Source organism: Paraneptunicella aestuarii (assembly GCF_019900845.1).
Classification (GTDB): Bacteria; Pseudomonadota; Gammaproteobacteria; order Enterobacterales; family Alteromonadaceae; genus Paraneptunicella; species Paraneptunicella aestuarii.
The window spans coordinates 2212988-2239413 of sequence record NZ_CP074570.1 but is presented as its reverse complement, the minus strand read 5'-3'; the positions used below and the strand labels follow the sequence as shown (position 1 = coordinate 2239413).

The 26426-nt window shown below is 44.1% G+C and carries 19 protein-coding genes; 11 read left to right on the top strand and 8 right to left on the bottom strand.

Annotation, left to right across the window (positions count from 1 at the left end):
- The first annotated feature begins 651 nt into the window (after positions 1 to 651).
- Positions 652 to 2946 carry a carbohydrate binding family 9 domain-containing protein gene (locus KIH87_RS09265; protein ID WP_232361249.1) on the top strand — a complete coding sequence of 765 codons (2295 nt, stop codon included), beginning with the start codon at positions 652 to 654 and terminating at the stop codon, positions 2944 to 2946.
- 153 nt (positions 2947 to 3099) lie between these two features.
- Entirely contained in the window at positions 3100 to 3408 is a 309-nt protein-coding gene (locus KIH87_RS09260) for an isoamylase early set domain-containing protein (protein ID WP_232361248.1), read from the top strand.
- An 82-nt stretch (positions 3409 to 3490) separates the two neighbouring features.
- On the opposite strand, the gene KIH87_RS09255 is transcribed toward KIH87_RS09260, so the two are convergent.
- A complete protein-coding gene (locus KIH87_RS09255; protein ID WP_232361247.1) occupies positions 3491 to 4729 on the bottom strand; it encodes a cystathionine gamma-synthase family protein in 1239 nt (412 codons plus the stop codon).
- A 14-nt stretch (positions 4730 to 4743) separates the two neighbouring features.
- Positions 4744 to 5382 (bottom strand): lysophospholipid acyltransferase family protein, encoded by a 639-nt coding sequence (locus KIH87_RS09250; protein ID WP_232361246.1) that lies wholly within the window; start codon positions 5380 to 5382, stop codon positions 4744 to 4746.
- Between the two features lie 296 nt (positions 5383 to 5678).
- Between KIH87_RS09250 and KIH87_RS09245 the strand changes: the two genes are divergently transcribed.
- The 4 genes from KIH87_RS09245 (at position 5679) to KIH87_RS09230 (ending at position 9470) form a co-directional block, all read left to right on the top strand.
- Complete coding sequence (locus KIH87_RS09245) at positions 5679 to 6449, top strand: NRDE family protein (RefSeq protein ID WP_232361245.1); 771 nt, start codon at positions 5679 to 5681, stop codon at positions 6447 to 6449.
- A gap of 46 nt (positions 6450 to 6495) precedes the next feature.
- The gene (locus tag KIH87_RS09240; protein WP_232361244.1) at positions 6496 to 6984 is read left to right on the top strand and encodes a GNAT family N-acetyltransferase; all 489 of its coding nucleotides are present in this window, start codon (positions 6496 to 6498) and stop codon (positions 6982 to 6984) included.
- 140 nt (positions 6985 to 7124) lie between these two features.
- On the top strand, positions 7125 to 8315 hold the full coding sequence (locus KIH87_RS09235; RefSeq protein WP_232361243.1) for an amino acid aminotransferase: 1191 nt from the start codon (positions 7125 to 7127) through the stop codon (positions 8313 to 8315).
- Between the two features lie 180 nt (positions 8316 to 8495).
- Entirely contained in the window at positions 8496 to 9470 is a 975-nt protein-coding gene (locus tag KIH87_RS09230) for an ion channel (RefSeq protein ID WP_232361242.1), read from the top strand.
- A 19-nt stretch (positions 9471 to 9489) separates the two neighbouring features.
- On the opposite strand, the gene lhgO is transcribed toward KIH87_RS09230, so the two are convergent.
- Positions 9490 to 10686 (bottom strand): L-2-hydroxyglutarate oxidase, encoded by a 1197-nt coding sequence (gene lhgO, locus KIH87_RS09225; RefSeq protein ID WP_232361241.1) that lies wholly within the window; start codon positions 10684 to 10686, stop codon positions 9490 to 9492.
- A gap of 201 nt (positions 10687 to 10887) precedes the next feature.
- On the opposite strand from lhgO, the gene tcdA reads away from it, so the two are divergent.
- The 3 genes from tcdA (at position 10888) to KIH87_RS09210 (ending at position 13616) form a co-directional block, all read left to right on the top strand.
- Positions 10888 to 11667 (top strand): tRNA cyclic N6-threonylcarbamoyladenosine(37) synthase TcdA, encoded by a 780-nt coding sequence (gene tcdA, locus KIH87_RS09220; RefSeq protein ID WP_232361240.1) that lies wholly within the window; start codon positions 10888 to 10890, stop codon positions 11665 to 11667.
- Positions 11668 to 11722: 55 nt separating this feature from the next.
- Positions 11723 to 13036 carry an MFS transporter gene (locus KIH87_RS09215; protein ID WP_232361239.1) on the top strand — a complete coding sequence of 438 codons (1314 nt, stop codon included), beginning with the start codon at positions 11723 to 11725 and terminating at the stop codon, positions 13034 to 13036.
- Positions 13037 to 13124: 88 nt separating this feature from the next.
- Positions 13125 to 13616: a nuclear transport factor 2 family protein gene (locus KIH87_RS09210; RefSeq protein ID WP_232361238.1), complete on the top strand. Its 492-nt coding sequence runs from the start codon at positions 13125 to 13127 to the stop codon at positions 13614 to 13616.
- A gap of 467 nt (positions 13617 to 14083) precedes the next feature.
- Here the strand turns inward: KIH87_RS09210 and recD are convergent, their stop codons facing one another.
- Genes recD through recC form a run of 3 tightly spaced genes read right to left on the bottom strand, consistent with a single transcriptional unit; the run spans position 14084 to position 23230 of the window.
- A complete protein-coding gene (gene recD / locus KIH87_RS09205) occupies positions 14084 to 16009 on the bottom strand; it encodes an exodeoxyribonuclease V subunit alpha (protein ID WP_232361237.1) in 1926 nt (641 codons plus the stop codon).
- Entirely contained in the window at positions 16002 to 19766 is a 3765-nt protein-coding gene (recB, locus tag KIH87_RS09200; RefSeq protein ID WP_232361236.1) for an exodeoxyribonuclease V subunit beta, read from the bottom strand. The genes recD and recB overlap by 8 nt, the downstream gene beginning before the upstream one ends.
- Positions 19766 to 23230, bottom strand: a complete 3465-nt coding sequence (gene recC, locus KIH87_RS09195) for an exodeoxyribonuclease V subunit gamma (protein WP_232361235.1) — start codon at positions 23228 to 23230, stop codon at positions 19766 to 19768. The genes recB and recC overlap by 1 nt, the downstream gene beginning before the upstream one ends.
- A gap of 148 nt (positions 23231 to 23378) precedes the next feature.
- Here recC and xthA point away from each other — a divergent pair, with 148 nt between their 5' ends.
- Entirely contained in the window at positions 23379 to 24185 is an 807-nt protein-coding gene (gene xthA, locus KIH87_RS09190; RefSeq protein WP_232361234.1) for an exodeoxyribonuclease III, read from the top strand.
- 35 nt (positions 24186 to 24220) lie between these two features.
- Complete coding sequence (locus KIH87_RS09185; RefSeq protein ID WP_408635809.1) at positions 24221 to 24862, top strand: energy-coupling factor ABC transporter permease; 642 nt, start codon at positions 24221 to 24223, stop codon at positions 24860 to 24862.
- 239 nt (positions 24863 to 25101) lie between these two features.
- Here the strand turns inward: KIH87_RS09185 and KIH87_RS09180 are convergent, their stop codons facing one another.
- Both KIH87_RS09180 and yfbV read right to left on the bottom strand, forming a co-directional pair.
- The gene (locus KIH87_RS09180; RefSeq protein WP_232361233.1) at positions 25102 to 25659 is read right to left on the bottom strand and encodes a phosphoribosyltransferase; all 558 of its coding nucleotides are present in this window, start codon (positions 25657 to 25659) and stop codon (positions 25102 to 25104) included.
- A 240-nt stretch (positions 25660 to 25899) separates the two neighbouring features.
- Positions 25900 to 26346, bottom strand: coding sequence for a terminus macrodomain insulation protein YfbV (gene yfbV, locus KIH87_RS09175; protein ID WP_232361232.1), 447 nt, complete (start codon positions 26344 to 26346; stop codon positions 25900 to 25902).
- Positions 26347 to 26426: the final 80 nt, after the last annotated feature.

Genomic DNA, 26426 nt, shown 5'->3' with positions numbered 1-26426 from the left:
CACGGGATAAAAAGTTCTCAAACTACATTCTCTTCACAAACAGATGCATTGACTGATTCAAAACCTGAATTGAAAACGGAAGCGAAATAATAACCGAATAAAATCAATTAGTTATAAAAATACACAAGCGCTTCTCAATTAGATAACAATAAAAAGTTCGTAAAGTTAAGTTTGAGAAAGGCTCGACAATCGTCTTTAGCCTTAAAATACAGTCACTAACAACTAAATCGTTATACGATAAGTTACTGATTTCACATATCCCCAATTATGTTCCAGATAAAGCGTCAGAAAATAGATACCTTGTTATCAAGTATGTGCTTTAGTTTTACGAACTGATAGGTTATTTTATTAACCACACAAAGCAAGCTAATGGTTTCCTCTTTGCATAATGCTTATAAAGGAAGTCAATACTTGTTGGGTATAGCAGGTATCCAAATAGGTTACCCATTAAAGGAATGAAAATTGTAAAACAACCTCTCTGCTACTTGATAGAACACGATTATCATAGCAGTTTACGAGTCAAATCCATCCAGACAGATAGTCTCATATCGAGGGATTAAGGTTGCCAGCAATAATTAATTAAAAATGCGTAAGAAAAGCCTGTTCATTAAATATTTATTATGCACTTTATTACTAGCTGCATGTTTTGACGTGCTCGCCTTATCTATCCCTCACCTTGAAACCAGAATAAATATTGATGGTAATCTGGATGATGCGGCCTGGGTTAATGCTACAACCATTCATCTGGATAAAATTACCCATCCCTATGAAAATACGCCATCTCCAGTGGAAACCCGAGTCAGCTATTTTGAAGATGGTGAAACCCTCTATGTCTCTTTCGTTGCAGAAGATCCTGAACCAGAGAATATACGTGCTTTTTTTCACGGACGAGATAATGCTAAAAATGATGATTTAGTGGGTATTCGCCTTGATCCCTATGGCGATCATCGATTGGTATTTCAGTTTTATGTAAACCCCTTAGGTGTTCAAAACGACAGCACTTATGACGTCACTTTACAAAGTGAAAAAAGTTCATGGGACGGCATATGGGATTCAGCTGGAAAAGTTACGGAAAAAGGGTTTCAAGTTGAATTAGCTATTCCCCTACACAATTTCAACTTTAATTCCAACATTGGTCAGCAACAATGGGCTGTAGAATTTATTCGTTTCTACCCTCGGGAAGAAAGGCTCCGTTTATCCCATATAAGCATTGATAGAAATAATGATTGCTGGGAATGCCAAATGGACTTTTTACATGGTTTTGACAGGCTATCGGAGTCCAACAATAATGCAACATTATCTCTTATTCCCACTCTCGTAGTGTCCAACACTGACTCTCGTAATGTTTATACAAATTCCGATTGGAATACCGAAACAAACAGTCAGGTTGGATTGGACATCAAGTGGAACTGGTCATCAGACCTATTTATCAATGCCACTATCAATCCTGACTTCTCACAAATAGAAGCCGACGCAGCCCAGTTAGGTTTCAATGATAATTTTTCTTTGGAAGTAGAAGAAAAACGGTCATTTTTTCTGGAAAATGACGATATTTTTAGCAGCCAGTTTGATCTGGTGCACACTCGTAACATTAGTTCACCTAATTTAGGGATAAAAGTTACCGGAAGAAAAGACAAACATGCATACGGATTCTTCGCCATAGATGATGAATATACGACGATTCCGATTCCCGGAAACCTCGGCTCAGATTACATAACCCTCAACAAATCCAGTAAAAATACTGCATTACGCTATCGCTACGATGCCAATAAAGATTTTTATATTGGTATTCTTGGCACAATACGCACATCCGAAGATTATCACAACTACGTAGTCTCCTCCGACATGCACTACCGCATCACAGAACAAGACCTACTGCAAATTCAGCTTATACAAACACGTACCAATTATTCTGAAGCAATCAGCGAGCTCTTTTGTACAGGCGATAATTGCGCAGAACAAACACTACGTAATGTGAAATGCCAATTGAGCAACTGTAATATTGATGAGCAATACCTACGTACTTATATGCAAGAGGAAATCACCGGGGAAGCATACAAAATCATTTATAACCATGATGAGCGGGACTGGTATACCTATTCACGAATCCAGGATATCAGCGGTGGATTTAGAGCTGATTTAGGTTTTCAAACCCGCGTCGACCAAAACCGCGCCCTGTTCGGTGGCGGACTGAAATATTATGGCAATAGTGATCAATGGTGGAGCATTCTCGATATTTGGATTGACTATGACATTCTACGTAACGATGCTCGAGATGTATTAGAACGAGAACTGGAAGTCCATTTTGAGGTATATGGAGAAGCACAGTCCTATTTAACAATGGGCTATATTCATCGTAACGAAGTCGGTAAACGCTTGGATCCCAGTATATTGGATGTCGCTGGAAATACGGATATGTTCCAAGTGGATTACATAGAGATAGAAGCCAATATTCAACCTGTTTCTGGACTATATCTTGAATTGCTCGCGGATTTTGGTAATCGCATTGATTTCACCAATAATCGCCCAGCCAAACAATTTACTGCTACACCGACAATCATTTATAACATCAACCGCCACGCAAATTTGGAGCTCATGTATCATTATTTCTATCTGGAAGCTGATGACGAGGAAGTATCTTCAGCTCATGTTGCCGATATGAGACTCAGCTATAATTTTGATACCAGAAATTCACTGAAATTTAATGTGATATATACCGATGTCAGATATAACCTCAACAACCAACCAGCGTTATTACCTGAAAACTACCCTGATGAAAAATGGTCAGATATTTCAACCCAGCTAATCTATAGCTATAAAATTAACCCCCAAACGGTTATTTACGCTGGGTATTCTGATCATGCGGTTAAATACGACCAGCTTAACAATTATGAAAAAGACGATAAAAGCTTATTTATTAAATTCAGCTACGCGTGGATAAACTAGCAATCAAATCCTTATTTCCTCTCAAAAATGACACAGAACAAATAATAACCACTTAAAGTAATTTAAAAACACAACCACTGTGACATATGCGACAAAGTGATCTATATTTCACCTGTTTCCGTAATTGAATTACATCCCAGGGGAGAAATTGCCATGAGTCTTAAAAAACAATTCCTTAAATCAAAACCAGTCTGCAAAGTGACCTTTAAACTCACACCCGAAGAAGCGAAAAATGCAGATTCAGTTCGACTACTCGGCGATTTCAATGATTGGGACAAACGAAGCCAACCCATGAAAAAATTAAAAAATGGCGGATTCACTGCGACAGTAGCCCTGGAAACAGGAAAAGATTACCAATTCAGGTATTTATTGAATGATCATGAGTGGGAAAATGACTGGGCTGCAGATAACTACATGCCTTCTCCACAATCCTATGATGATAACTCGGTAGTATCTTGCTAAGAAGCCTCTAGCCGAATCAGAAAACACAATAAGCCAGGGTATCAAATAATATAATACTCTGGCTTATGTATGCATGAAGAACCTAGATTTGCTCTAATGCTTGAGCAAAATCAGCAATAATATCCACACAATCTTCAATACCAATTGAGAATCGGATCATATTGTCGCCAATACCCATCCTGGCACGCGTTTCAGCACCCATTTCATAGAAAATAGTATGAGCGACAGGAATCGCTAATGTCCGAGTGTCTCCCAAATGCGTAGCATTTAGCACTAGCTCAAGATGATTAATAAACTTGAAGCAATCTAATCCGGGTTTAAGATCCAGACTTAAAATACCACCAAACATCTTAAACTGCTCGCGAGCTCTTTGATGCTGAGGATGAGATGCAAGTCCGGGATAGTACACATGCTCTACTTTGTCATGACCATTCAGGAAAGCAGCTAATTCAATAGCATTGTTACAGGTTCGTTCCATCCTTAATGCCAAGGTTTCCATACCAACGGAAATAGCATGAGCAGAATCAGCGGTTAAGCAACCGCCCATATCTCGCAACCCTTTCTTTTTAATTTGCGTTAGAGCTTGCGCCTGTACTGGCAATTTTCTTAATTCAGGCAGAATTCCGGTAAAGCTAGTCCAGTCAAACAAGCCAGTATCAACCACAGCCCCACCCAATACATGACCATGACCCGCCACATATTTGGTTAATGAACTGACAATCAAGGAAGCCCCAACATTTTTCGCTTTGAATAAAAAGGCCGGCGTCATAGTGTTATCAACTATGTAGACCAATGACCGCTGCTGGCACAATTCCCCAATACCTTGCAAGTCCGCAATCTGCGTGGCAGGGTTAGCGATTGTTTCAACAAATACCGCTTTGGTATTAGGTTGAATGGCATTTGCCACATTTTCGACCTCGGTAACATCAACCATGGTCACTTCAATACCAAATCGCTGCAGTGTATTAGCAAAACTATTAGTGTTACCAAACACAAATTGACTAATGATGATGTGATCGCCAGACTGCAATAACGTTAACAAGGTGGTGGTAATGGCCGCCATGCCCGTTGCGAAAGTTAAGGCTCCAATCCCCTCTTCCATTTGAGCCAACATATTTTGCAACGCGTCGATAGAAGGTGAAGACTGGCGGGAATAGGCGTGCCCAGCCACTCGCCCCTGAAAAATATCAACCAAATCTTCAACTTGCTTATACTCGAATAATACCGAGTTGGTTCTGGGTTGATGAACTGCACCATTTTCTGGCTGATTCAGCACTCGATCGGCGTGCACTAAACGAGTGGTAAATCCCTTGTTATTCAAAATACGTCTCCTGATTATTGATTACCTGATGTATCGCACAAATGTGGATATTTACCTTCTACCGAACCAAAGAAGTCTAATGCTTTACGAAGTTCGGCATCGAAATCATCACTCACTTCACAAAGGGGTCCCAGAATAAATCGCTTGCTTTTAAAGTCCAATCCGACCAATAGAACTGGCACATTGGCTTTATTCGCAATTTGTAGAAATCCGGTTCGCCATTTATGTACGACTTTACGTGTACCTTCTGGTGCCAGAGCCAGCATAAGCTGTTCCTGACTATTGAACTTATCAACCATCTGCCCAACAACGCCATGAGCCTTGGAACGCTCAACGGAAATCCCGCCAAGCCAGGTCATAAACTTGTTAAATGGCCAGAAAAACAAACCGCTTTTCGCCATAAATGAAACACGTAAACCAGTAGCAAACATAACTGCAACAGCAAGGGGAAAATCCCAATTTGAAGTATGAGGTGCAACCGCAATAATCAGTTTCTTCTGATTAGGGAAGTTTCCCTCCATCTTCCAGCCGACCAGTCGAAGGTATAACGCACCGATGAATACCATAAACCGATTACCACGACGCGGAATATTTTCCGGTAATTCAGATATATTTGCTTTCTTCAATAATTTAGAAATCAGGGGAACCTCCACTAACACATTCCAGACTGTGTTCAATTAAGTACGATTCACACCAGATTTCTCAAAAATACCCTGTTATCCAGCGATGGGATTGCACTTAACGACTCATAAAGCAGAGCGTGTTGCTCTAATCGGTCTATGCTAAGCGAAAACCCGCTTACACCACAATGTCTTTCCTATACATCTTGCGCAAAGAATGATTTTTTTATGGGACAATTTTGGTCATAATTCAGCAAACCCCATTTAATGACTTGATGGCCACCCGTTACGACCCGTCGTTATGACCAACAAAGGGAGAAACCAACACCATGTGCATTTTATTTATCGCGGTGAATCAACATAAAGATTACCCACTTATTGTGGCGGCCAATCGTGACGAATTCTATGCTCGCCCAACGGCTCCCTCTGAATTTTGGTCAGACAACCCGAACATTCTTGCAGGAAGAGATATTCAGGCAGGCGGCACATGGATGGGAATAAACAGACAAGGCGCTTTTGCAGGGCTCACCAATATTCGAGCCCCCCACACCTTTCGCGCAGAAGCCAAAAGCCGGGGGGAATTGGTGAGCCAGTTTCTAACTGCCCCCCCAGACAATCAAACCTACCTGCAACAGATCCGAAATTCAGCTTCCTATTACAATGGCTACAATCTGATTTTCGGTCGTTGGAATAATCTGATGGTCTATAACAATCATCTGGATCAAGTAGACCAGCTGGAAACCGGCTTTTATGGCCTTTCTAACGCCTGGCTAAACAGCGATTGGCCTAAAATAGAAACGGGAGTAGATGGATTAAAAAAGGTTTGCCAGAATATGGAGAAATTCGATAAAGATTCTCTCTTCAGCCTGCTTGGTAATCAAATCAAAGCTGAGGATCATTTACTGCCAGAAACAGGCGTTGCTCCTGAGCTGGAAAAGGAATTGTCATCTATATTTATACATTTACCCAACTATGGCACTCGTAGTTCCACATTAATGTATGTTGATCAAAACCATCACGTACACTGGCATGAAAGAAGCTTCGATACTGGCGCTAAAATCAGTCAGGAATCACAATTTAGTTTTCCCATAGAGAACTAACGACAAAAGCCAAGAATACATAGCGAAGAAATAATAGAAGGATAATATGGAACTACTCATTCGTCCGGTGCAACATACTGATGCAGAAGCTATTTGTGCCATTTACAATTACTACATCAGCCACTCTGCCATCACTTTTGAAGAAATCACGTTAACACCGGAAGATATTAAGCAACGGATAATAAGTATCACACAATCCTACCCTTGGCTGGTTGCGGAAGCCGAAGGCAAGATCATCGGCTATGCTTACGCGGGACAATGGAAACTGCGCAGCGCTTATCGCCATACTGCCGAAGTGACGATTTACCTGGATAACAAGCAATTTGGTAAAGGCTACGGCAAACAGCTTTTTCAGGCATTAATAGAAGCTTTACGCCCCAATTTCCATGTGTTGATGGGCGTTATCACCTTACCCAATGCTGCCAGTGTCAGACTCCATGAATCATTCGGATTCGAAAAGGCAGGACACTTTAGTGAAGTCGGTAGAAAATTCGAGCAATGGCTTGATGTCGGCTACTGGCAAAAGACCTTGTAGAACATTATTGAGAAAAGATTTTCACGGTTCTAACAACAATAGAAAATATTAGTGAAAAATAACGCAATTGTAGCTCGAAAAAATCCGCTGCAATGTCATAATACACGGCGATTTTAGCCCATTAACCGATTGAGGATATTATGTTCGAAGTGCTACCCCAATTACCTGCAGATCCTATTTTAGGATTATCCACTGCATTTAAAGCCGACACCAATCCGGCCAAGATTGATTTGGGTGTTGGTGTCTATAAGGACGAAAACGGTCGCACCCCTATTCTCAATTCTGTCATCAAAGCACAGCAAATCCTGTTGCAAAAAGAAGATTCTAAAACCTATATCACCCCTCAAGGTGTACAAGGCTTTATTGATGGCATGTTGCAATTGCTTCTGGGAAATAGTCACCCGGCTTTATTAGCTGATCGCATTTCAGCAGTACAAGCTCCTGGCGGCTGTGGCGCACTGCGTATACTGGCGGAACTAATCAAGCGTTCCAATGGTGAAACCACTGTTTGGGTTAGCGATCCAACCTGGGCAAACCATATTCCATTGATTGGCAATGCTGGTCTGAAAATAGAAACCTATCCCTATTTTGACAAAGCCGCAGCCGGTATCAACTTTGAAGGTATGATCAGCGCCTTGAAACAGGTGAAAAAAGGCGATGTAGTGCTATTACACGCATGCTGTCATAACCCTACCGGTGCCGACTTAACCAATGAGCAATGGCAACAGGTTCTGGAAGCGGCTAAAGAACGCGAATTCATCCCATTTGTCGATATCGCCTACCTTGGTTTTGGCGATGGTTTGGAAGAGGATTCCTATGGTCTGCGTCTATTGTGTGAAAACCTGCCAGAAGTATTAGTTGCAGCTTCATGCTCCAAGAACTTTGGCCTATATCGTGAACGTGTAGGTTTAGCAGCAATCGTGACTCAATCAGCGGATCAACGCAAAATCGTTCAGTCGCAAATCCAGGCCATTGCACGCGGTATCTACTCTATGCCTCCTTCATACGGCGGCGCTTTGGTTGATATCATTTTGCATGATGATGCGCTAAAAGCAGAATGGCAAAACGAAGTCTCTGAAATGCGTACCAGAATGCAGTCTTTGCGTGCCCTTCTGGTAAGCAAACTGCAAGAAAAAGGCGCGAGCAAAGACTTCAGCTTTATCAATGAGCAAAAAGGCATGTTCTCGTTCCTGTGTATTTCTCCAGAACAAGTCATCAAAATGCGCGACGACTTTAGCGTATACTTTGTTGATTCAAGCCGAGTCAACATTGCAGGCATTAGCACTGAAAATGTTGATTATTTGGCAGAAGCTTTGGTTTCTGTACTTTAATTCTGATATCTAAAACAGATGGTTTGCACTGCAAGCCATCTGCCACTTAAACTTCCCACACAAACGCCTTTCATCTGATAATCCCCTTATTCAACCTGCAAACTCCCTTAAAAATAGCCAAATACTGCTACAATTTTAGATATTAGAAATTTAGTTAGCTCTTGTTCAGCTCTGGTATTAATGGGCGCAAATTGCAAATATCGATCATTACAAGGTGAATGCTGTCAGGAACCAGATTTAGGTTCAGGTTACTGTTTTTGGCACGACTCCAAACTCGATAAAAGTAAAATAGATATCGTCGGGCGCCTGGAAGCTCATGTGCGTAGCGGAAAGCTATCCAAAGGGCTCAAACTACAACGTTGTAATCTGAAAGGAATCAACCTCGTTAAACAAAATAGTAAAACCGGCTTCGACTTATCTGAAAGTGACTTATATCGCGCCAATCTTCGAGAAGCACATCTATTTAATCTTAATCTAAAGCATGGTTCCCTGATGAAGGCCGATCTCAGCGGTGCGAATTTGCATTGCGCCAATTTGGAGAGAACCAATTTACTTGGTATTCGGTTAAATAAGGCCAGAACCGATAATTTGGAAATCGGCGATAAACTCATGCAGGAGATTACGGCTGAACACAAGCTAAGAGCGGAAGACAAAGACGCTGCGATGGATAATTTTGAACAATCAGAAGAAATCTATCGGGTTTTACGCAAATGTTCCGAAGATCAGGGATTATTTCAAGCTGCGGGCTATTGGGGCTATAAAGAACTGTTGATGCGACGTAATCAGCTATCCAAATGGTCATCGGCCTGGGTATTTTCAAAAACCGTCGACATGCTGTGTGGTTACGGAGAAAAACCAGAAAATATCGTTATTTTTTCACTCTCTCTGGTCTTTAGCTGCGCCTTTCTTTACTTCATTTTTGGCGTCCACTACGAAGGTAACACATTACAATTTAACCCATCCAATGGCGTCATTAAAAACCTGGCTAATTTCGCCATGATGCTCTATTACAGCGTCGTCACCTTTACTACCTTAGGCTATGGCGACATTACTCCAATAGGCATTACCCGGCTGATCGCCGCCATAGAAGCTTTTATTGGCAGTTTTACGCTAGCCCTGTTCGTGGTTGTGTTTGTTAAACGAATGACTCGTTGACTAGCGCCAACTGTTAGTCCTACATCAGTTCCGCACACTTATCATAGATGGCATCGGCAATTGGCATCGCCGATGTGGCAGCGGGAGAAGGCGCATTGCCCACATGCAAGCTGCGGGTACTGGTGACAAACTTAAAGTCGTGAATGAGCTGACCGGTCTTGGACACGGCCTGAGCACGAATACCACTTCGATAAGGCAGTAAATCCGCTTTTTCAATACTGGGACAATACTTTTGAACCAGCGACAGATAACCCGATTTAAACAACGAGTTCTTCATCTCGTTCAAACCGCTTTTCAGATTATTTTTTAACATGGGCCACATACCAGGAAAACGCATCATTTGTGTCACGTCAGCTATATTCACATCGGTTTTGGCATAGGCTTCCCGCCCGAGAGCCAACACAGCGTTAGGCCCCACAGTAACAGTGCCGTCAATCATGCGGGTTAAATGCACACCTAAAAAGGGTAATTCAGGATCTGGAATAGGGTAAATCAAGTGATTCACCACCTGATTATGCTTTTCAGCCAGCAGATAATATTCACCACGAAATGGCACAATTTCAAAGTCAGTTTCCAGCCCTAACATGGCAATCAAGCGATCAGATTGTAACCCGGCACAATTCACTAAAAATCCGGTTTGGCTTACCTGACCATTGGCATGAACCTTAATACCGTCATTGGACTCAACCAGATCCGTCACTTGGGTATTAAACTTAACCACCCCGCCCTTGCTTTGAAACTGTTGCAGCATGTGCTCGGTTAACTTTACGTAATCGACAATCCCGGTGTCCTTAACCCAAATCGCACCAAGGCCAGTAATATTAGGCTCTCGCTGTTTTAACTGTTTTGCATCAAGGAGCTCTGGGGAAAGCTCATTGTCCAGACAACGCTGATACAAGCCTTGCATACGCTCCATTTCCAGCTCATTGGTGGCAACCAGCAACTTGCCACATTGATCATAAGGCAAATGGTACTGCTGGCAATACTGAATGGTACGTTGCAAGCCTTCTCGACAATATTGCGCCTTTAAACTTCCCGGCGGGTAATAAACACCGGCATGAATAACTCCGGAATTTCGTCCCGTTTGATGACGTGCTGCGCTGGATTCTTTATCCAGTAACACAATGCGTTTATCAGGGTATGCCTGCTGCAATTTTAATGCTGTTGCAGCCCCGACAATGCCACCACCAACGATACAAATATCTGAATGTTCCATGCTTGAATTCATACTCACCAAAGAATTGAGCGCATATTAAGAAATGTTTGCTTTAGAAGATCAAGTTTAATCATTTCTTGTGCTGAATAATTCGACGCTTGAGAGCAACTTCTCACCTTAATTCTTCCTTTCCCCTGCCACAACAAACGGCTAAAATGCCGCCCGTTTAACATACATTAATTAATCAGGCAGAAGTTCCTTATGACTCAAGAGCGCTTTGGCGGGTTAGAAAGACTCTACGGCAAACCACAATTACAATATTTACAGCAGGCTCATGTCTGTGTTGTGGGTATTGGTGGTGTTGGAAGTTGGGTAGCGGAAGCCTTGGCTCGCAGTGGCATTGGGAATCTAACCCTCATTGATTTAGATGATGTTTGCGTGACTAATATCAACCGCCAAATTCACGCATTGGACAACACGGTGGGGCAATCCAAAGTGTTAGCCATGGCTGAGCGCATTAAGTTGATCAACCCCGAGTGTAAGCTAAACCCAGTACAGGACTTTGTCATACCCACTAACGTTTTGGAGCATATTTCCAAGGATTTCCATTACGTGGTTGATGCCACTGACAGCATCAAAGCCAAGGCCGCCATGATAGCCCACTGCAAACGCAATAAAATTCCCATTATTACCATTGGTGGCGCAGGCGGACAAATCGACCCGACGCAAATCACAGTAGGCGATCTGGCGAAAACCATACAAGATCCATTAGCAGCAAAACTACGTAATTATCTGCGTCGTTTCTACCATTTCAGCAGCAACCCAAAACGCCGCTTTAGCATCGAATGTGTATACTCGACTGAGCAACTTCGCTATCCTCAGGAAGACGGCTCGGTGTGCCACACCAAAAATCTCAGCAAAGGCAGTGTAAAACTGGATTGCAATAGTGGTTTTGGCGCTTCGGTGACTGTCACCGCCACCTTTGGATTTGTTGCCGCATCAAGAGTCATCAACAAGCTACTTTCCAAGGCTGACCTATAACAACCTTTGTAGCTCATATGTTGCTCATGTGAGCAGAATACGGAATGCTTGACCCATGCAAACGTCAGAGAAGCCTTCGGGAAAGATGAATAAAGCCGAAGCGAACCGGGCACTCTTTGCCATTATGCTGCTGACGTTACTCAGTGTTGCCGGCATCGCTATGCCCTTTCCCATTCTGACACCTTTAATGCTGGACACACCAGGCAATCAACTTAGCCAATTTATGGGTATTCACCCCAATATTCTGTTGGCGATTATTTTGGCAACCTACCCTTTAGGCATGTTTATCGGCTCGTCTTTTATCGGTTCATTATCGGATATTTACGGACGACGCAAAGTATTGGTATTTACCACTCTACTGAGCGCCATCAGCTATGGCTTTGCTGCGTATGCCATCGTGCAGGAAAGTTTTCTGCTGTTACTTGTAGCCCGCATGATCACTGGCGTGTGCGAAGGTAACGTTTCGGTCGCCAGAACCATGACCACCGATCTGCATCCCATGATTGATAAAACCCGCTCAATGTCGCTGGTTTATGCCGTCATGTACTCCGGCTGGTTAATCGGCCCGTTAATGGGCGGTTATATGATGCTGCTCGGTGCGGATATCGCGTTTATACTGGCGGGACTGTTAATGCTGTTCGCCTTAACCGTGGTGATCCTTTTCATTCCTGAAACCAACACATCATCACAGCAAGATAAACACCAAGGCTCATACAATGTGCTTCAGCTTGCCATACGCAGCAACTCACTGACCCTGCTCAAGCACCGCAAAATCCGTCATCTTTTCATTCAATACTTGCTGATTATGTTGGGGTTAAATGCCTTCTATGAGTTCTACCCGGTGTGGCTGGTTGAATCTTTCAACTTCGACAGTGTCGGTATTGGTCACGCAACGGCAGTGGTCACCTTCTTCATGATATTGAGTAGCTTGTTTGTTCTGGAAAAGCTGAAAAATCGCCTAAGCGCAAAAAATGTCATTATTCTGGGGCTAAGCGTCTTTGCTATTCTGCAATTTTTCACTCTCAGCATGAATGATGATCTCCTATACCCTTTCTTTGCTGTTTCAGGTGCCTTTATCGCCCTGTTTAATGTGTTGATGCCGCTATTTTACAGCGAACGTTTTTCTCAGGGAGAACCCGGGAAAATGTTTGGCTTAACCACCAGTACATTTTGTTTAGGCAGCTTTATTATCGCACTTGTGGGCGGTGTTATTAGTGTGATGGGAGCGGCATGGACATTAGTAACAGGCGGGGCATTGACATTAATCGGCATGCTGTATTTTGTCTGGTTATTTCGCTCAGATGAGGCAGAATCAGAAAATGTGGAACAAATGGAAAAAAACCTTAGTCCAGCAGAGCAGGAACAATAGCAAGAGTATTGCTTTTCTCGCACAGCCGTTTTTGCAATACTGAGAGCAATACAGGCAAACTCTTTTCATAAGGACAGGAAGTAACATTATGTCGAACGACGATCATAAGCACCCGAACCAACGATTACTGGAATCTTTCTACCAAAGCTTTCAAAAGCTGGAACCGCAAGGCATGGTGGAATGCTATCACCCTGATGCCGAGTTTTCAGATCCTGTTTTTCCCGACCTGAAAGGCCATCAACCCGGAGCAATGTGGACCATGTTGTGCCAAAAAGCCCAAGGCTTTGAGCTGACATTTAGCCATATTCACGCCGATGACCATACAGGCACGGCGCAATGGGAAGCCAAATACGTATTTAGTACCACTGGACGCCCTATCCACAATAAAATTCAGGCTAAGTTTGAATTTAAAGATGGCAAGATTATCAAGCACATCGATCACTTCGATTTCTGGAAATGGAGCCGAATGGCGCTAGGCGCTCCCGGCACCTTGCTAGGCTGGAGCCCGCTGATTAAAAACAAAGTACGCAACATGGCTTCTGGTAACCTTGAGAAGTTTATCGAAGCCAATCGTTCTTAATTTTGATATCACCGAATCTTAACTATCTCTTAGTCACAAGTCGAATGTATGGTCTTTTAATCGTTTGCGTTTTATACAAATGGCTATATGTCACCTTATTCTCTTTGACGTGGTATGAAGCTTGAAGAATGGTCTGTTCCCCTCGGTTAACCCCCTGACTAAATTAGCAAAACGCAAGAATATTGAGAGTAATTCATCAGGGATGATGAATTAGGGCTGCCCGGTGCATGGATGCACCGTGAGACCGGCTTTCAATATTTGAGAAGCGCAGGGGGCAGTTAACCGTTGGGGCTGATTTCTTTTGGTTACTTTTCTTGTTCAGCTGACTATTTATTAATTTGGGAAAAGTAACTGGCGCGTCCGAAGGACGTGTCATACAAGAAACCCAAAGAAATAACAAAAGCATAATTATCATTGATGAATAGAATCTATCTGACATAAAAAGACGTGACTAAGAGATAAACATCTTAAGGGGATTGCAACGCTTTAAGGCGATCCACAATCCCCGACGCTCTAATGCAACGACGGTTCACCGCATGATAAATCGCGCTTTTATCAGCTAACAGAACACATTGCTTTTTAGCGCGCGTTACCCCGGTATAGAACAATTCACGAGATAACAAGGCTCTTTGCTGTTCACTCTCTGGTGCGGGCATACAAAGCAAAACTTTGTCGAATTCAGAGCCTTGGCTTTTATGGGTTGTCATGGCGTAGACCGTTTCATGCCGAGGCAGTTGCCCGGAAAGAAAATGCTGGTATCCGCCATCGGCGCGCACAAACCAGACCTTCACTAATCCCGAGTCGGATGTTCTATGCATTTCAGGCAACACAACGCCAATATCGCCGTTAAACAGACCCAATCTATGATCGTTTTCCACAATCATAATGGCTCGACCGGGGTAATACTCGGTTCTGGCATCAATCAGTCCCTGACGCAAAAATTCACTTTCCAATAACTGGTTGATGGTCTCAACGCCCCAATAGCCATTGCGCTGAGTACACAATATTTGTAATTGCGATAAATGGCTAAACGCGCTGTCCGCATCACCGGAACGGCACGCTGCAAAATATGTCTGCCAATGACTCATGGTTTGCTGGATCACGCGACTATGATCCGGTTCTGCCAACCATTCCAGATCACCGAAAGCCGCGTCAGTTAACACATTCACCACCTGCTGCATATTGCCTGCATTGATGGCTCTTGCCAGATTCCCTATGCCGCTTTGAGCATCGAAACGATAACTTTTTTGCAAGTAAACCAGATTGTCTTGCAATGGCGTATTGCCCTGTTCCTGCGCCTCTGCAATAGGTAATTGAGCTTGGCACAATACCGATAACTGCCTGGCGGTTTGTTCATTGTATAGCGACAGGTCTGCCTTAACCGCGCAGATATCTCCTAACACAGACCCCACTTCTACGGAAGATAGCTGATTATTGTCACCTAACAGGATCACCCGTGCATGGGATGGAATAGCGGCGAACAGCTTGCTCATTAACGGCAAGTCGATCATGGATGCCTCATCCACAATCAACACATCCAACCTTAAAGGATTATTGGCATGATGGACGAATTTCGGCGAATGGCGTTTTACGCCCAGTAATCGATGGATAGTGGAACATTCATCAGGCAACGTCATCCCAGCCACAGGCGGCAACTGTTGGGTTGCATTGCGCAAAGACTCGGTTAATCGCGCTGCGGCTTTTCCTGTTGGAGCAGCCAGCTTAATCACAAACTCTTTCCCGGTCTGGCGTTTGGCTAATAACCACAATAACTTCGCCACTGTGGTGGTTTTTCCGGTTCCGGGGCCACCAGTGATAACACAGAAGGGCTTAATCGCAGCCAGGGCTACCGCCACTTTCTGCCAGTTAATGTCATGTTGAATACCAGAAGCAGCATCTGAATCTTCAGGAAACAACAGCTGAATATCCTCAGCAATAGAAGCCATATCGCCAGCATCGCTTTTACCAGAGAAAAGCAGAAGCTGTTTCACCAACTCGTCTTCATAGTGCCAGTATTTATTGAGATACAGCAGACTTGGCGTTGCGACATCTGCACTTATTTGCAAAACCAGAGGACGAGCGACACGATAAGGTTCAGCGCTGATTCTGTCATCAGACATCAACAGGTTCATAAGATTGGGAATGGGCTCTGACACAACACCAGAAAGCTCAAAAGAAAGCTGCCCAAGCTCAACACAAGTATGTTGTTGACCTAACTGACGACTAACGCAAGCACCAATAATGGCAACCCAGTCAACAGCGCCTACCTCTGGCTTTGAATCAGATCGCATTTGCATTAAAAACAACGCAAAAGCTTTATCAATTGCGCGCAGATAACCTCGCTCCAAGAGCTGTTGTAAAAGGCTATGAGTCACAGAAAGCGAATTAAACATGAGGCTCTCCTTCATGAGCAGCCGTTTCAACCATGCCATAAAACAGCGTATTCAGTTCCATAACCAGTGACTTCTCCGGTAGCAAATGCAGGCAACCCATATGGCTATATTCAGGATGCATTCCACGCACAAACAAATAACAAGCGCCGCCAATATGCGTGTCGTAGTCATAGCCAGATAGACGCACCGACAAATAGCGATGTAACGCTACGGTGTAGATCAAGGCTTGCAGGTTGTAATCATGTTCCCACATGGCTTGTGCCATGCTGTTCTGGTCATAACATGCGAAGTCATCGCCCAAATGATTAGACTTATAATCCGCAACGTAGAAGCGCCCCTGATATTCCAGAGTTAAGTCGATATAGCCCTTTAACATGCCCGACAGTTGCCCAAAATCATAAGGATAGCGAGCTGGAAAATCATACTTGCGTAATAGTGCATTGAACGCTGTCGCGTTGACCTGTTTCAATGGCAAATAGAACTCCATTTCAGCGATACGTTGCGATTCCGTGATGTCCTGCAACTGGAACGTCGCCGTTTCATTGGGGAATTGGCACTGAATCGGAGTTTGCATGGTTTCCCGTATCCAGGCTGCAATATCGTCGAATGGCTGCAAGGTCTCAGTTGCCAGTAATGAGGTAATGCCATAACGTTGAGCTTGCTCTTTCGCCACATTCGCAAAAGACCGGCTTGGGTTCCCGTCTTTCCCCGAAGATGCATCCAGTTCCTGCCAATCAGATAATTCGTAGATAGCATGCAGGAAAGAACCCGGATTCACGCCTCGTTCGAAGGCGAATCGCATGGGAAGCGCGTTTTTATAAGCCAGTTCTTGCTCCACAGTCCTTTTCTCTGGTTTATCGTCCGATTGTTCGTCTGCGGCTTTCCCCTGCTCCTCTCGGGTAACAAAAGCTTCGTGTGCATCCTGATGCCCATGTTGACCATGCTGGCTGATACCTGAATAACTGGTCAGTACCCAATTCATCGCCATGTTACGGGAAAGCTGGGCAGCGCTATATTCTTCAAGCTCTCCCGCTCCCCTATTTGCAGCGGCGATGACATTGGTCGTCTTTTGTTTTTGTTCCTGTTCTTGCTCAAGCTCAGGTTGAATAAGTTCTAACTTAATACTGACATCATTCTGCTTCGCTGCTAATGCCTGTATCGCTTGAATAATATCGCTATCAGGCAATTTAGCGGGTGACTCCAATTCTTGTGAGGCGAGCAACACCTGCCCCATCGCCGTTTTCATAAACCCGCTGTTGCTGCGCAAACGCTCGGCGGCATTATTCCAAACACCAAGCCAACAATGATATTCCGCACGAGTCAGCGCCACATACAGCAATCGCGAATCCTCGCCCATGCGTTGCGCTTCCTGCAACATTTGCCCCTGTTCGTCAGGTTCTGCATCCCACACCAAGCCAATATCCGGCTTGTGATAAGTTCCCTCTTTCGCTTCCTTATAACGACAAGCAAAGGGAATAAATACCAATGGATACTGTAAGCCTTTTGAGGCGTGGATGGTGGTGATCTGCACCAGATTCTCATCGGTTTCCAAGCGAAGTTGTTGCTCTTGATGATTGTGATCCGGGTCACTTAAGCGAGTCTCAAACCACTTCAGCAACAAGCCTTCCCCCTGTAAAGCATTAGCTTCAACCTGCAATAGCTCACCTAAATGGCGTACATCGGTAATACGGCGTAAACCATCACTAAATGAGCGAATGAGATGCTGATACACCTGAAAATGCAGCAGAACATGATTGATCGCTCGCATCACGCCTTGCTTTAGCCAGAACTGATGCGCCTGACGAAAACAGCTTAACACTTCATGCCAACGCAGCTCGTCTTTTAACATGGCGTCAAACTCATAGGCTTGCCAAGGGAAAAGTTCTGTCAGAAGTGCTGCTCGCACCAAGGATTCATCCTGTGGGCTGTGTAACGCACGTAACAGCAACAGCATCTGATACGCCACTTCGCTGGCAAACACGCTTTTTCGAGCCAGATAAACACTGTCGACGTTAACCGCGGCCAGCGCTTCTTTCATGATTTGCGCTTCGTTTCGGTCTCGAACCAATACGCAGATATCTCCTGCCTTAACCGGAATATCGTTGAGCAAATACGTCTGGCTATTTAGCAAATCGGCAATCTGTTCAGAAAAGTGCTGAGCCAATAGTCGACTGGCATTGGCCCAACTCCAGTATTTGCCTTCTTCAACTTGAGTTAAAAAGCCCAATTGCAATGCAGCAACTGAGGCATCTTGCTGTTTCAACCCTAAATGGCCTTTATCTGCCTCAACCTGATGATAAGGGATCGCCTCACCAAATTGGAAAGCACTTGCTGTATTTGGCTGAAACAAGTGATTTAAGCTGGCAACCAGGGCTTTCTGCGAACGGAAATTCGTGTTCAGCGTATACTGACGCTGCTCAGAAATAAGCTGTTTGGCTTTAAGATAGGTAAAGATGTCACCGCCCCGAAAGCCGTATATCGCCTGCTTGGGATCACCGATGAGTATCAGAGATGTTTGATTATTTGCAGGCTTATTTTCCGGATTAGCAATATAAATACGTTGAAAAATGCTGAACTGAATGGGGTCGGTATCCTGAAACTCATCCACCATCGCGACCGGATACTTGCCAGCAATCGCAGTCGCCAATGCCTCGCCTTGCGATTCATGTTGTAGCGCCTGTTGCAGATTTTGCAGTAAATCATCGGGGCTGATCAGGTTAAAACGACGCTTTTGCTCCGCCATGCGAGTTCGCATCCAATCGACACTAAAAGCCACATAATACAAACGTAAATGCTGCCGAACCTGCTCTTGCAGTTGATGAAGGTGGTCAAACTGTTCAAAGTTCAGATGGCTAAGATCTTTGCTGCCTTTTTTCGCGGCTGCCGCCACTTTCTCAGCAGAGAACACTTCCCAACTGTCAGCCTTGCCAATGCTAAGCTGCAATCGAGTACCTTGAGCAAAAGACTGCATCTGCTTTAGGATATCGGGCTTGGCTAATTTGGCATTGGCCTTTAATCCTGCATCCTGAATTTGTTGCATCAACTCGTTTTGCAACCACCAACGTTTTATCGCATCGACTGCCGTTTCGTAGTCGTTTAACAGCTTTACTATTTTGTCTTTGTCGATTTGGGTTTGCTTATCGGAAACAAGAAGTACGTCACGGTTTAATAATGGGCGAATACTCTGTAAAAGCGCATTGGGTGACGGCCATTGCTGCAAAAATAACTGCAATTCTGCTCGCGGCATGTCTGCCACAAACTGACGCCAAAAATCGGTTATCGCCAGCTTTTGCCATTCACTGTCATCAAGGATTAAACGCCGTTCATACAAAGCGCCTCGCTCGAAGGCATATTCCAGCAACATGCGCTGACAGAAGCTATGAATGGTATAAATAGCCGCATTGTCCATGCTCTGCATGGCAACCAACAACCGTTGTTTGGCTAGCTTTAGGCTGGACTCGCTTTTATCGGCGAGAGCTTCAATTAGCGCCTGAATAAACTTATCGTCACTGTTGCCTTGCTCAAAATCCACAAAGGCTTTATGTAATCTGGCATGTAAGCGTTCTTTTAGTTCATTGGTCGCCGCATTGGTAAAGGTTACAATAAGCACTTCTTCAACGGGTAAAGGCTCGCAGCCATGCCCTAAAATTAAGCGCAAATAGAAACTGCTGATGGTGTAGGTTTTACCTGTACCAGCACTGGCTTCGATTAACGCTTGCCCATTCAGCGGAAACGCAAGTGGCTCTAATGGATTCATTATTCGCCCTCCAGCACAGCCAAAAGAGGAGACAGAATTTTATCCGCGCACTCAGAAAACTCGCCAAACTGCTCGGCTAAATCAGGGCAGATACGATGAAAATGTGCTTCTGTACTTTCAGCACGGTTTCCACCACCAAAGTCATTACCCACATATGCATTAATGGCTTTTTGCTGGTCTTGACTCTTTGCCCACACCCAGGCGGTTTCCGGGAAAAAGCACTGCGGTTGATTGTTGTTATCACGCCAAAATTGCAATAATTCGTTAAGGGTATTTGAGGCAAATTCTGGAGATAAAGAAGGCAAAACCATGACATCATCAGTCGCGAAAAAATAGGCTTTTTCAACATCAGCAGCAGTATTATCTTTGAAAGATTGCTGTGATTGAATTAATAACCACTTCACCCAAAGTTGCAGACGATCCTGAGCTCGTAATTTTCCTGGTCGCCACAAAACCAAAGCGCGCGAATGGGCAGAAACACCAGATGAAAGGTTACGCGTACCAAGCGGATAAATTCCCTCTATGCGCCCATGCATATGGGTTTGACTCATGTCGGCGGCGATATTGCAGGAAATATCCAGCCATTGAGCAGCCTGATGTAAATCAAGACCGGGAAGATGCTGCGCAACCTGTTCTTTAACCTTATCAACCAACTGATTTACTTCGTCGATAGCTTCTTCGGCTAAACGACCTACCGGTAATTTCCCCGCCATTTTGAGTTGCCGGGTGATATCGCGTCCGTTATTTTGCGACTGAGTATCGCGAATCAATTCATGGGACAACTGATAACGGGACAAGGCATCCAGCAACAAGGGTTCATCATCTTCTGAATTCGATAACGGGCGGCCAAAACGTGTATGCCAACGATGCTCAAAAAAGTAGCGTGCCGGATTTAACAAACAGGAAATTAATTCGTTGAGGCTGAGCTCATTTCGCTTATCCTGCTCAATATCATCTAATGCTTGAGAAGTAAAACCACCAGCCAAAGAAGACGTATTTCTAGCCTCTGCATTTGCAACACTGTTGCCCGCTTTTAATACCGACAACCAGTGTTGATTGTAACTTTTAGACACAGTACCAGACTTGCTCGATTCGCGATAATAGTCACGATGGAATGGCTGTAAGGGATGTTCAAGCACTCTTGGCATTGCTGTTTCACTGCCGCTAGTCTCGTACTGATTACAATAATGTTGCAACTCGGTGAGCAATATCGACGGCGCTTTTTCAGAATTATCTTTTTCATCACGGCCGATATAGCTCAAATACAGCTGTTGACGTGTTGACAGGATCGCTTCGAGAAACAAATAGCGATCATCATAACGTCGCGAACGGTCGCCTTTTCTGGAAGGAGACACAGCCATCAGGTCAAAACCAACAGGCGTAACAATTCGGGGATAGCCGGGATCATTTAGTCCTAGAATACACACCTGTTTAAAAGGAATGCTTCGCATCGGCATTAACGTACAAAAGTTGATTTTCCCGGCTAAAAAGCGCTGCCCAACGCCTTTGCTGCTGAGTTGCTGGTTAACGGCTTCCACGAAGACATCCTGATCAATCAGTCCGGGATACTGCTCACCATGCTCTGCCAAGGTCGCCAACGCATCCAATATTTGCTGACGGTAGTAGCCCTGTTCTTCTGATTCCGCAAACAAACGCTGCAACCAACGTTCAGCCATCATCACTTTATCTTGAATGCTCGATTCCAGTTCAGCTTCACTCAAAATGGATTCGAGAGTCGATAAAAATTCAATGAACTTGCCTAAGACTTCAACCTGTTGTCCTTCCAGATCGACATAGGGTAAAACCTCTGCATCATCAGTCGCTAACGGGGTTTCATCAAAAGCCATGGCATAACCTGCCAGCAAACGCTGTAAGCCAAACAGCCAGGTATTCTGCCCTTCTGTGGGCAAGTCCCAGCGTTGTTTGTCTTGCGCATCTAATCCCCAGCGAACGCCAGAATCTCGCAACCAATGCTGCAAAATATCCAGCTCAGATTCCTGTACTCTAAATTGTGTTAACACATCGGGCACGGAAAAAAGCTCGACCACTTCAGTTAAGGTAAAACGGCTTTGATGGAGGTTTAACAATTGCAAAAAGGCTTTAACGACGGGAGATTCGTCAACCACATTGCGGTCAGAAATGGCGTAAGCCAAATACCGTTGCGCTTCTGCACCACCAAATACGGCATCAATAAAGGGCGCGTATTCGGCGATATCCGGCATCATGACAATGATATCGCCCAGGGATAACTCAGGATGATGCTCTAGCTGTCGTAGCAAGTGATCATGCAACACCTCCAGTTCCCGTAACCGGGAATGGCAGCTCATGATAATCATTGAGTTATCCGACTCTGATAGCATGTCCCCGTGCATTCCCGCAGACTCAGTCGGCGTGGTTAACCCTAAAATATCGTTTTGAATATGCGCTAACAGATGCTCTCGTGGCGGCTCGATAAAATAATCTTCAACATGCATATTGCCACGCTCATCCAGCTCCAGCAGCATGTCTTGAAATTCGCGCCCCAGCTTGCCCCACGAAGCGAGCAAAGGGTTTCCAGTTTCATATAACGACAAGGCTAACAAAGCTTCGGAAGATTGCTCTTTGAGCGCTTGTTGCTCGAACAAATCCAATTGTTTCTTTTCTTTTTGCTCAACAGAGATGATGTCCCCCCAGTAATGTTCACAAGGGTTACACCAAAATAAAACGACATCGCCTTGCTGTGCCAAAGCTTCAAAAATTTCCAACTGCTGTTTGGGAATAGCAGAAATGCCAAAAACAAACACAGGAGGTGTTGCTTCGGAACGATTTGAACGGCGTTTTAATGCGTTTAGCAGCTGCTCATGCAAGTTAGCACGATGCCAGGGCGATTCCCCTAACTGACGCGTTTTCTGCAACAGCATGCGCCATAGCTCTGGTTGCCAAGGCTGTGTTGATACATCCACGCCTTTAGCCGTTTCCCCAGCTTCCCATGCCATTAACCAATCCGGACGATAGACCAGATATTGGTCATAGATATCCGCTATTTTGCCCGCCAGTTGATAGCGCTTACGTAATTCACTAACGCCTTTGTCTTCTTTCTCTGAAACATTCAGGTAGTCATGAATAGCCCGGAAGTTTTCAAGCTGCGCACACTCAGGTAACAATTGCATCAACTTCCATTGCATATTGTCTTTGGTAAAAGCGGATTGTTTGGGTAGGTCGGCGATATTGCGTCGGTATAAATCCCAGATATAACTGGACGGCAGCGGAAATGACAGGTTAGCGGCAATGCCCATATACTCAGCGATACGGATCTTCAACCATTGCGACATCCCCGGACTTTGCACCAAAATCGGTAGCGGCGTGAGGATATGAGAGAAATGCTGATCAGCTTGTGACTGATTCGATTGGTAATAATGTGAGATGCGCTGAATCAATTGCTCACATAGCACTTCCATTTTATTGGACTGCACTAAATGCAACATGGGTGACGGGTTCTTGTTATTTTTCCCGAAAGTTTAACATACTCGCACCGTAATGGGAGATATTGCCACGAATTCAATTCAACCCTACCCGCACTCGGTCGCTTCTGGTAGTATGCACGCAAATTTCGCTTACAAACCCAATACACAAATGAAATTTATTTCTTTTAATATCAATGGCCTGAGAGCCAGAATTGCACAACTCACCGCTCTGATTGAAAAGCATCAACCTGATGTGATTGGCCTACAAGAAACCAAAGTACAAGATGAAATGTTTCCACTTGCTGATGTGCAAGCGCTTGGCTATAAGGTGTATTACTTTGGTCAAAAGAGTCACTATGGCGTTGCCATCATGTGTAAACAGGAGCCAGAGAGCGTGCAATACGGCTTTCCTACTGACGATGAAGAAGCTCAGCGTCGTATGATCATGGCAACCTTCACCCTGGAAAATGGCGAAAAGGTTCGTGTTCTTAATGGTTATTTTCCACAGGGAGAAAGTCAGGATCACGAAACCAAATATCCGGCCAAGCGCAAGTTCTACAAAGATTTAATGTTTTACCTGAATGAACACCATAGCAATGATGAAAACATTATCGTGATGGGTGATGTAAATATTTCACATACCGATTTGGACATCGGCATTGGTGAACCGAACCGTAAACAATGGTTGAAAAAAGGCAAATGTAGCTTCTTGCCAGAAGAACGTGAATGGTTGAACACACTGATGGATTGGGGTTTCAATGATAGTTTCCGTAGCCTGCACCCAGATACTGATGACCGTTTTAGCTGGTTTGATTATCGCTCTAAAGGCTTTGACGACAATCGCGGTCTTCGTATCGACTTAATACTCGCCACTAACGGATTGCATGAGAAATTGGTTTCTGCTGATATTGACTACGAGCTAAGAGGTTTGGAAAAACCTTCTGATCACGCACCCATTTGGGCAGAATATAAATAACGCCATTGACGCAGTGAGGGTCACTTTTGTTTGGTCTGACATTCATTCAAACCTTATGTTTGTTGCTTTATCTGGGTTTGATTGGTCTTACCGCAAAAAGCCTAAACCTCAAGCAACGTATTGCTCATAAAACCGGGCAGCATCTGCTGTTCGGTAGTGCTGCCAGCCTATTCTTCCTGTGGTTATTCCGCACAGGCATTTACCCCGGACTCAATGTTCACTTTCTATGGCTCACCGCGCTGGTATTACTGTTAGGCTTTAGGCTCGCGATTATCAGCTCAGCAATAACCTTGCTCGGTATCACCGCTATTAATCATGAAAGCTGGCAAATGTTTGGCGTGAATGGCTTACTGGGCATAGCGATTCCTATGTCGCTAAGTTATCTGATTTATAACATCACGTTTCATCGGCTACCCAAACATCTATTCGTTTATATTTTTGTTAGTGCCTTTTTTGCCGGTGCAGCAACATTAACACTGAAAATGGGCTTATTGGGCGGATATTATGCGCTTGAAGGCATTCATAGTTGGGACATTGTTGAAGACAATTATCTGATCCTCATTCCCCTGCTGCTATTTCCAGAAGGTTTGCTTAATGGCATGACCATGACCTTGTTAGTCATCTATACACCGCATTGGGTGTATACCTATCACGACAAATACTATATGGATAAATGAGGCTAAATAACGGTTCGAAATAATCTGTCACCTACAGAAAATGGTCAGCAGACCCTCACCGCAGAGAGGTGGCTGTGGAGACTCCAAGGACGGATCCATGCCGAGTCTGCGATCAATTTCTGTAGATGACTTGCCGTTATGCGAACTAATTTAGGAGATTCAGAGAAGATACTGAGAGAGGAAAAACAGCGTAAGCCTGAATGTTGCTTACGCTGGTTGCACACTGAGTAAAGCAGTGACTACTCCATGAACAAATCAAGAATGTTCGCCAAATCTGACTTCAGTTTGATTTCTTCGCTGGTTAGCCCTTTCAATTCATGGGGGAACACTAACCAATCTTCACTTTCGTGTACGTAGTAGTCAGGAATTAAATCTGTTTTATTATTTTTCGGCTTATACCAAGGCGTTGCAATTCGTACGTCTTGTGGCATGTTTAAGCGCATTTTTTCCTGAGTTTGTTGAATCAATGCTGCCACACTGCGTCCGGAATCAAATACATCATCCACAATTAACAGACTATCGTCTGCATTGGCATTTTCAATCAGATATTGCAGTCCATGAACCTTGATGGTTTTGGATTGTTGATTGATACCATAATAGGACGAAGTGCGAACCGCAATGTGGTCGGTTTCAACATTCTTGAACTCAAAATACTCTTGAACAGCGATGCCTACAGGTGTACCTCCACGCCAGATACCAATCACAAATTTGGGGCGAAAGCCGTCTTCATATACTTTAGCAGCTAGGCGGAACGAGTCTTCCAGCAAGGACTGCGCGGTAATATAAGTCTTATCCATAATTACCAATTACTCTTCTTGATATAGATGTATGTCTAATCGGGCGGTAATTATAGAAGAATTTAAGGCAAGACTTCATCAAATCATTTGAAATATTTATATTTCCGTCGATTTAACGGGATTTTTGGTGAGGATAAATGCAGGTAATAATGCAAATGACAGCAACATCTAAGGATAAAGAGCCGAAATCCTTCATCACCGCTCACGAATAAGTGAAATTTTACAAACCTCGGCTTAGGCTTAAAACCACTGACGAGTAAATGCGCGATCCAGCTCTTTAAAGGCTTTTTTAAGCAGTAACGCCAACTCTCTATAGCTTGGACGAGATTTAGCAGCGGCTAAGTCACATCCCTGCTCACGCATTTTAGAATGAATATCTTGATACCAGGCACGAATAGACGGTGGCAACATTTGATGGGAACGATGCCCAAGCCACAATAAACCTTGCAATGGCAAACTTAAAAAGAAAGCAACGATAGCAATAGCTTGGGGCAAATACTCGGCTCCATTAACTTCAACCATAACAGAAGCACAAATTAATGAGAGTGGCGGCATCCATTTGAGGGAAAAACGAGTAGCATTAATGACACGACTTTCAGGAAACAATGCATATAACTCTTTACGCAACGGCCAATCTTTCATGTAAGACTGCCCATCTCGTACCAAGCTTGTAAATGTATGTGCCATACAATCAACTCTAAAAACGTCAATTAACTCAGGGTGTTACCAATATCAATAAAAACGTTGGCTCACCCACCAACCCTGTT

Excerpts from the sequence above, each read along its gene's own strand:
- KIH87_RS09245 (WP_232361245.1), top strand. The coding sequence starts at position 5,679 with ATGTGCATTTTATTTATCGCGGTGAATCAACATAAAGATTACCCACTT.
- recD (WP_232361237.1), bottom strand. The coding sequence starts at position 16,009 with ATGTTTAATTCGCTTTCTGTGACTCATAGCCTTTTACAACAGCTCTTG.
- KIH87_RS09240 (WP_232361244.1), top strand. The coding sequence starts at position 6,496 with ATGGAACTACTCATTCGTCCGGTGCAACATACTGATGCAGAAGCTATT.
- KIH87_RS09215 (WP_232361239.1), top strand. The coding sequence starts at position 11,723 with ATGCAAACGTCAGAGAAGCCTTCGGGAAAGATGAATAAAGCCGAAGCG.
- KIH87_RS09210 (WP_232361238.1), top strand. The coding sequence starts at position 13,125 with ATGTCGAACGACGATCATAAGCACCCGAACCAACGATTACTGGAATCT.
- KIH87_RS09235 (WP_232361243.1), top strand. The coding sequence starts at position 7,125 with ATGTTCGAAGTGCTACCCCAATTACCTGCAGATCCTATTTTAGGATTA.
- xthA (WP_232361234.1), top strand. The coding sequence starts at position 23,379 with ATGAAATTTATTTCTTTTAATATCAATGGCCTGAGAGCCAGAATTGCA.
- yfbV (WP_232361232.1), bottom strand. The coding sequence starts at position 26,346 with ATGGCACATACATTTACAAGCTTGGTACGAGATGGGCAGTCTTACATG.
- lhgO (WP_232361241.1), bottom strand. The coding sequence starts at position 10,686 with ATGGAACATTCAGATATTTGTATCGTTGGTGGTGGCATTGTCGGGGCT.
- recB (WP_232361236.1), bottom strand. The coding sequence starts at position 19,766 with ATGAATCCATTAGAGCCACTTGCGTTTCCGCTGAATGGGCAAGCGTTA.
- KIH87_RS09180 (WP_232361233.1), bottom strand. The coding sequence starts at position 25,659 with ATGGATAAGACTTATATTACCGCGCAGTCCTTGCTGGAAGACTCGTTC.
- KIH87_RS09230 (WP_232361242.1), top strand. The coding sequence starts at position 8,496 with ATGGGCGCAAATTGCAAATATCGATCATTACAAGGTGAATGCTGTCAG.
- tcdA (WP_232361240.1), top strand. The coding sequence starts at position 10,888 with ATGACTCAAGAGCGCTTTGGCGGGTTAGAAAGACTCTACGGCAAACCA.
- KIH87_RS09260 (WP_232361248.1), top strand. The coding sequence starts at position 3,100 with ATGAGTCTTAAAAAACAATTCCTTAAATCAAAACCAGTCTGCAAAGTG.
- recC (WP_232361235.1), bottom strand. The coding sequence starts at position 23,230 with ATGTTGCATTTAGTGCAGTCCAATAAAATGGAAGTGCTATGTGAGCAA.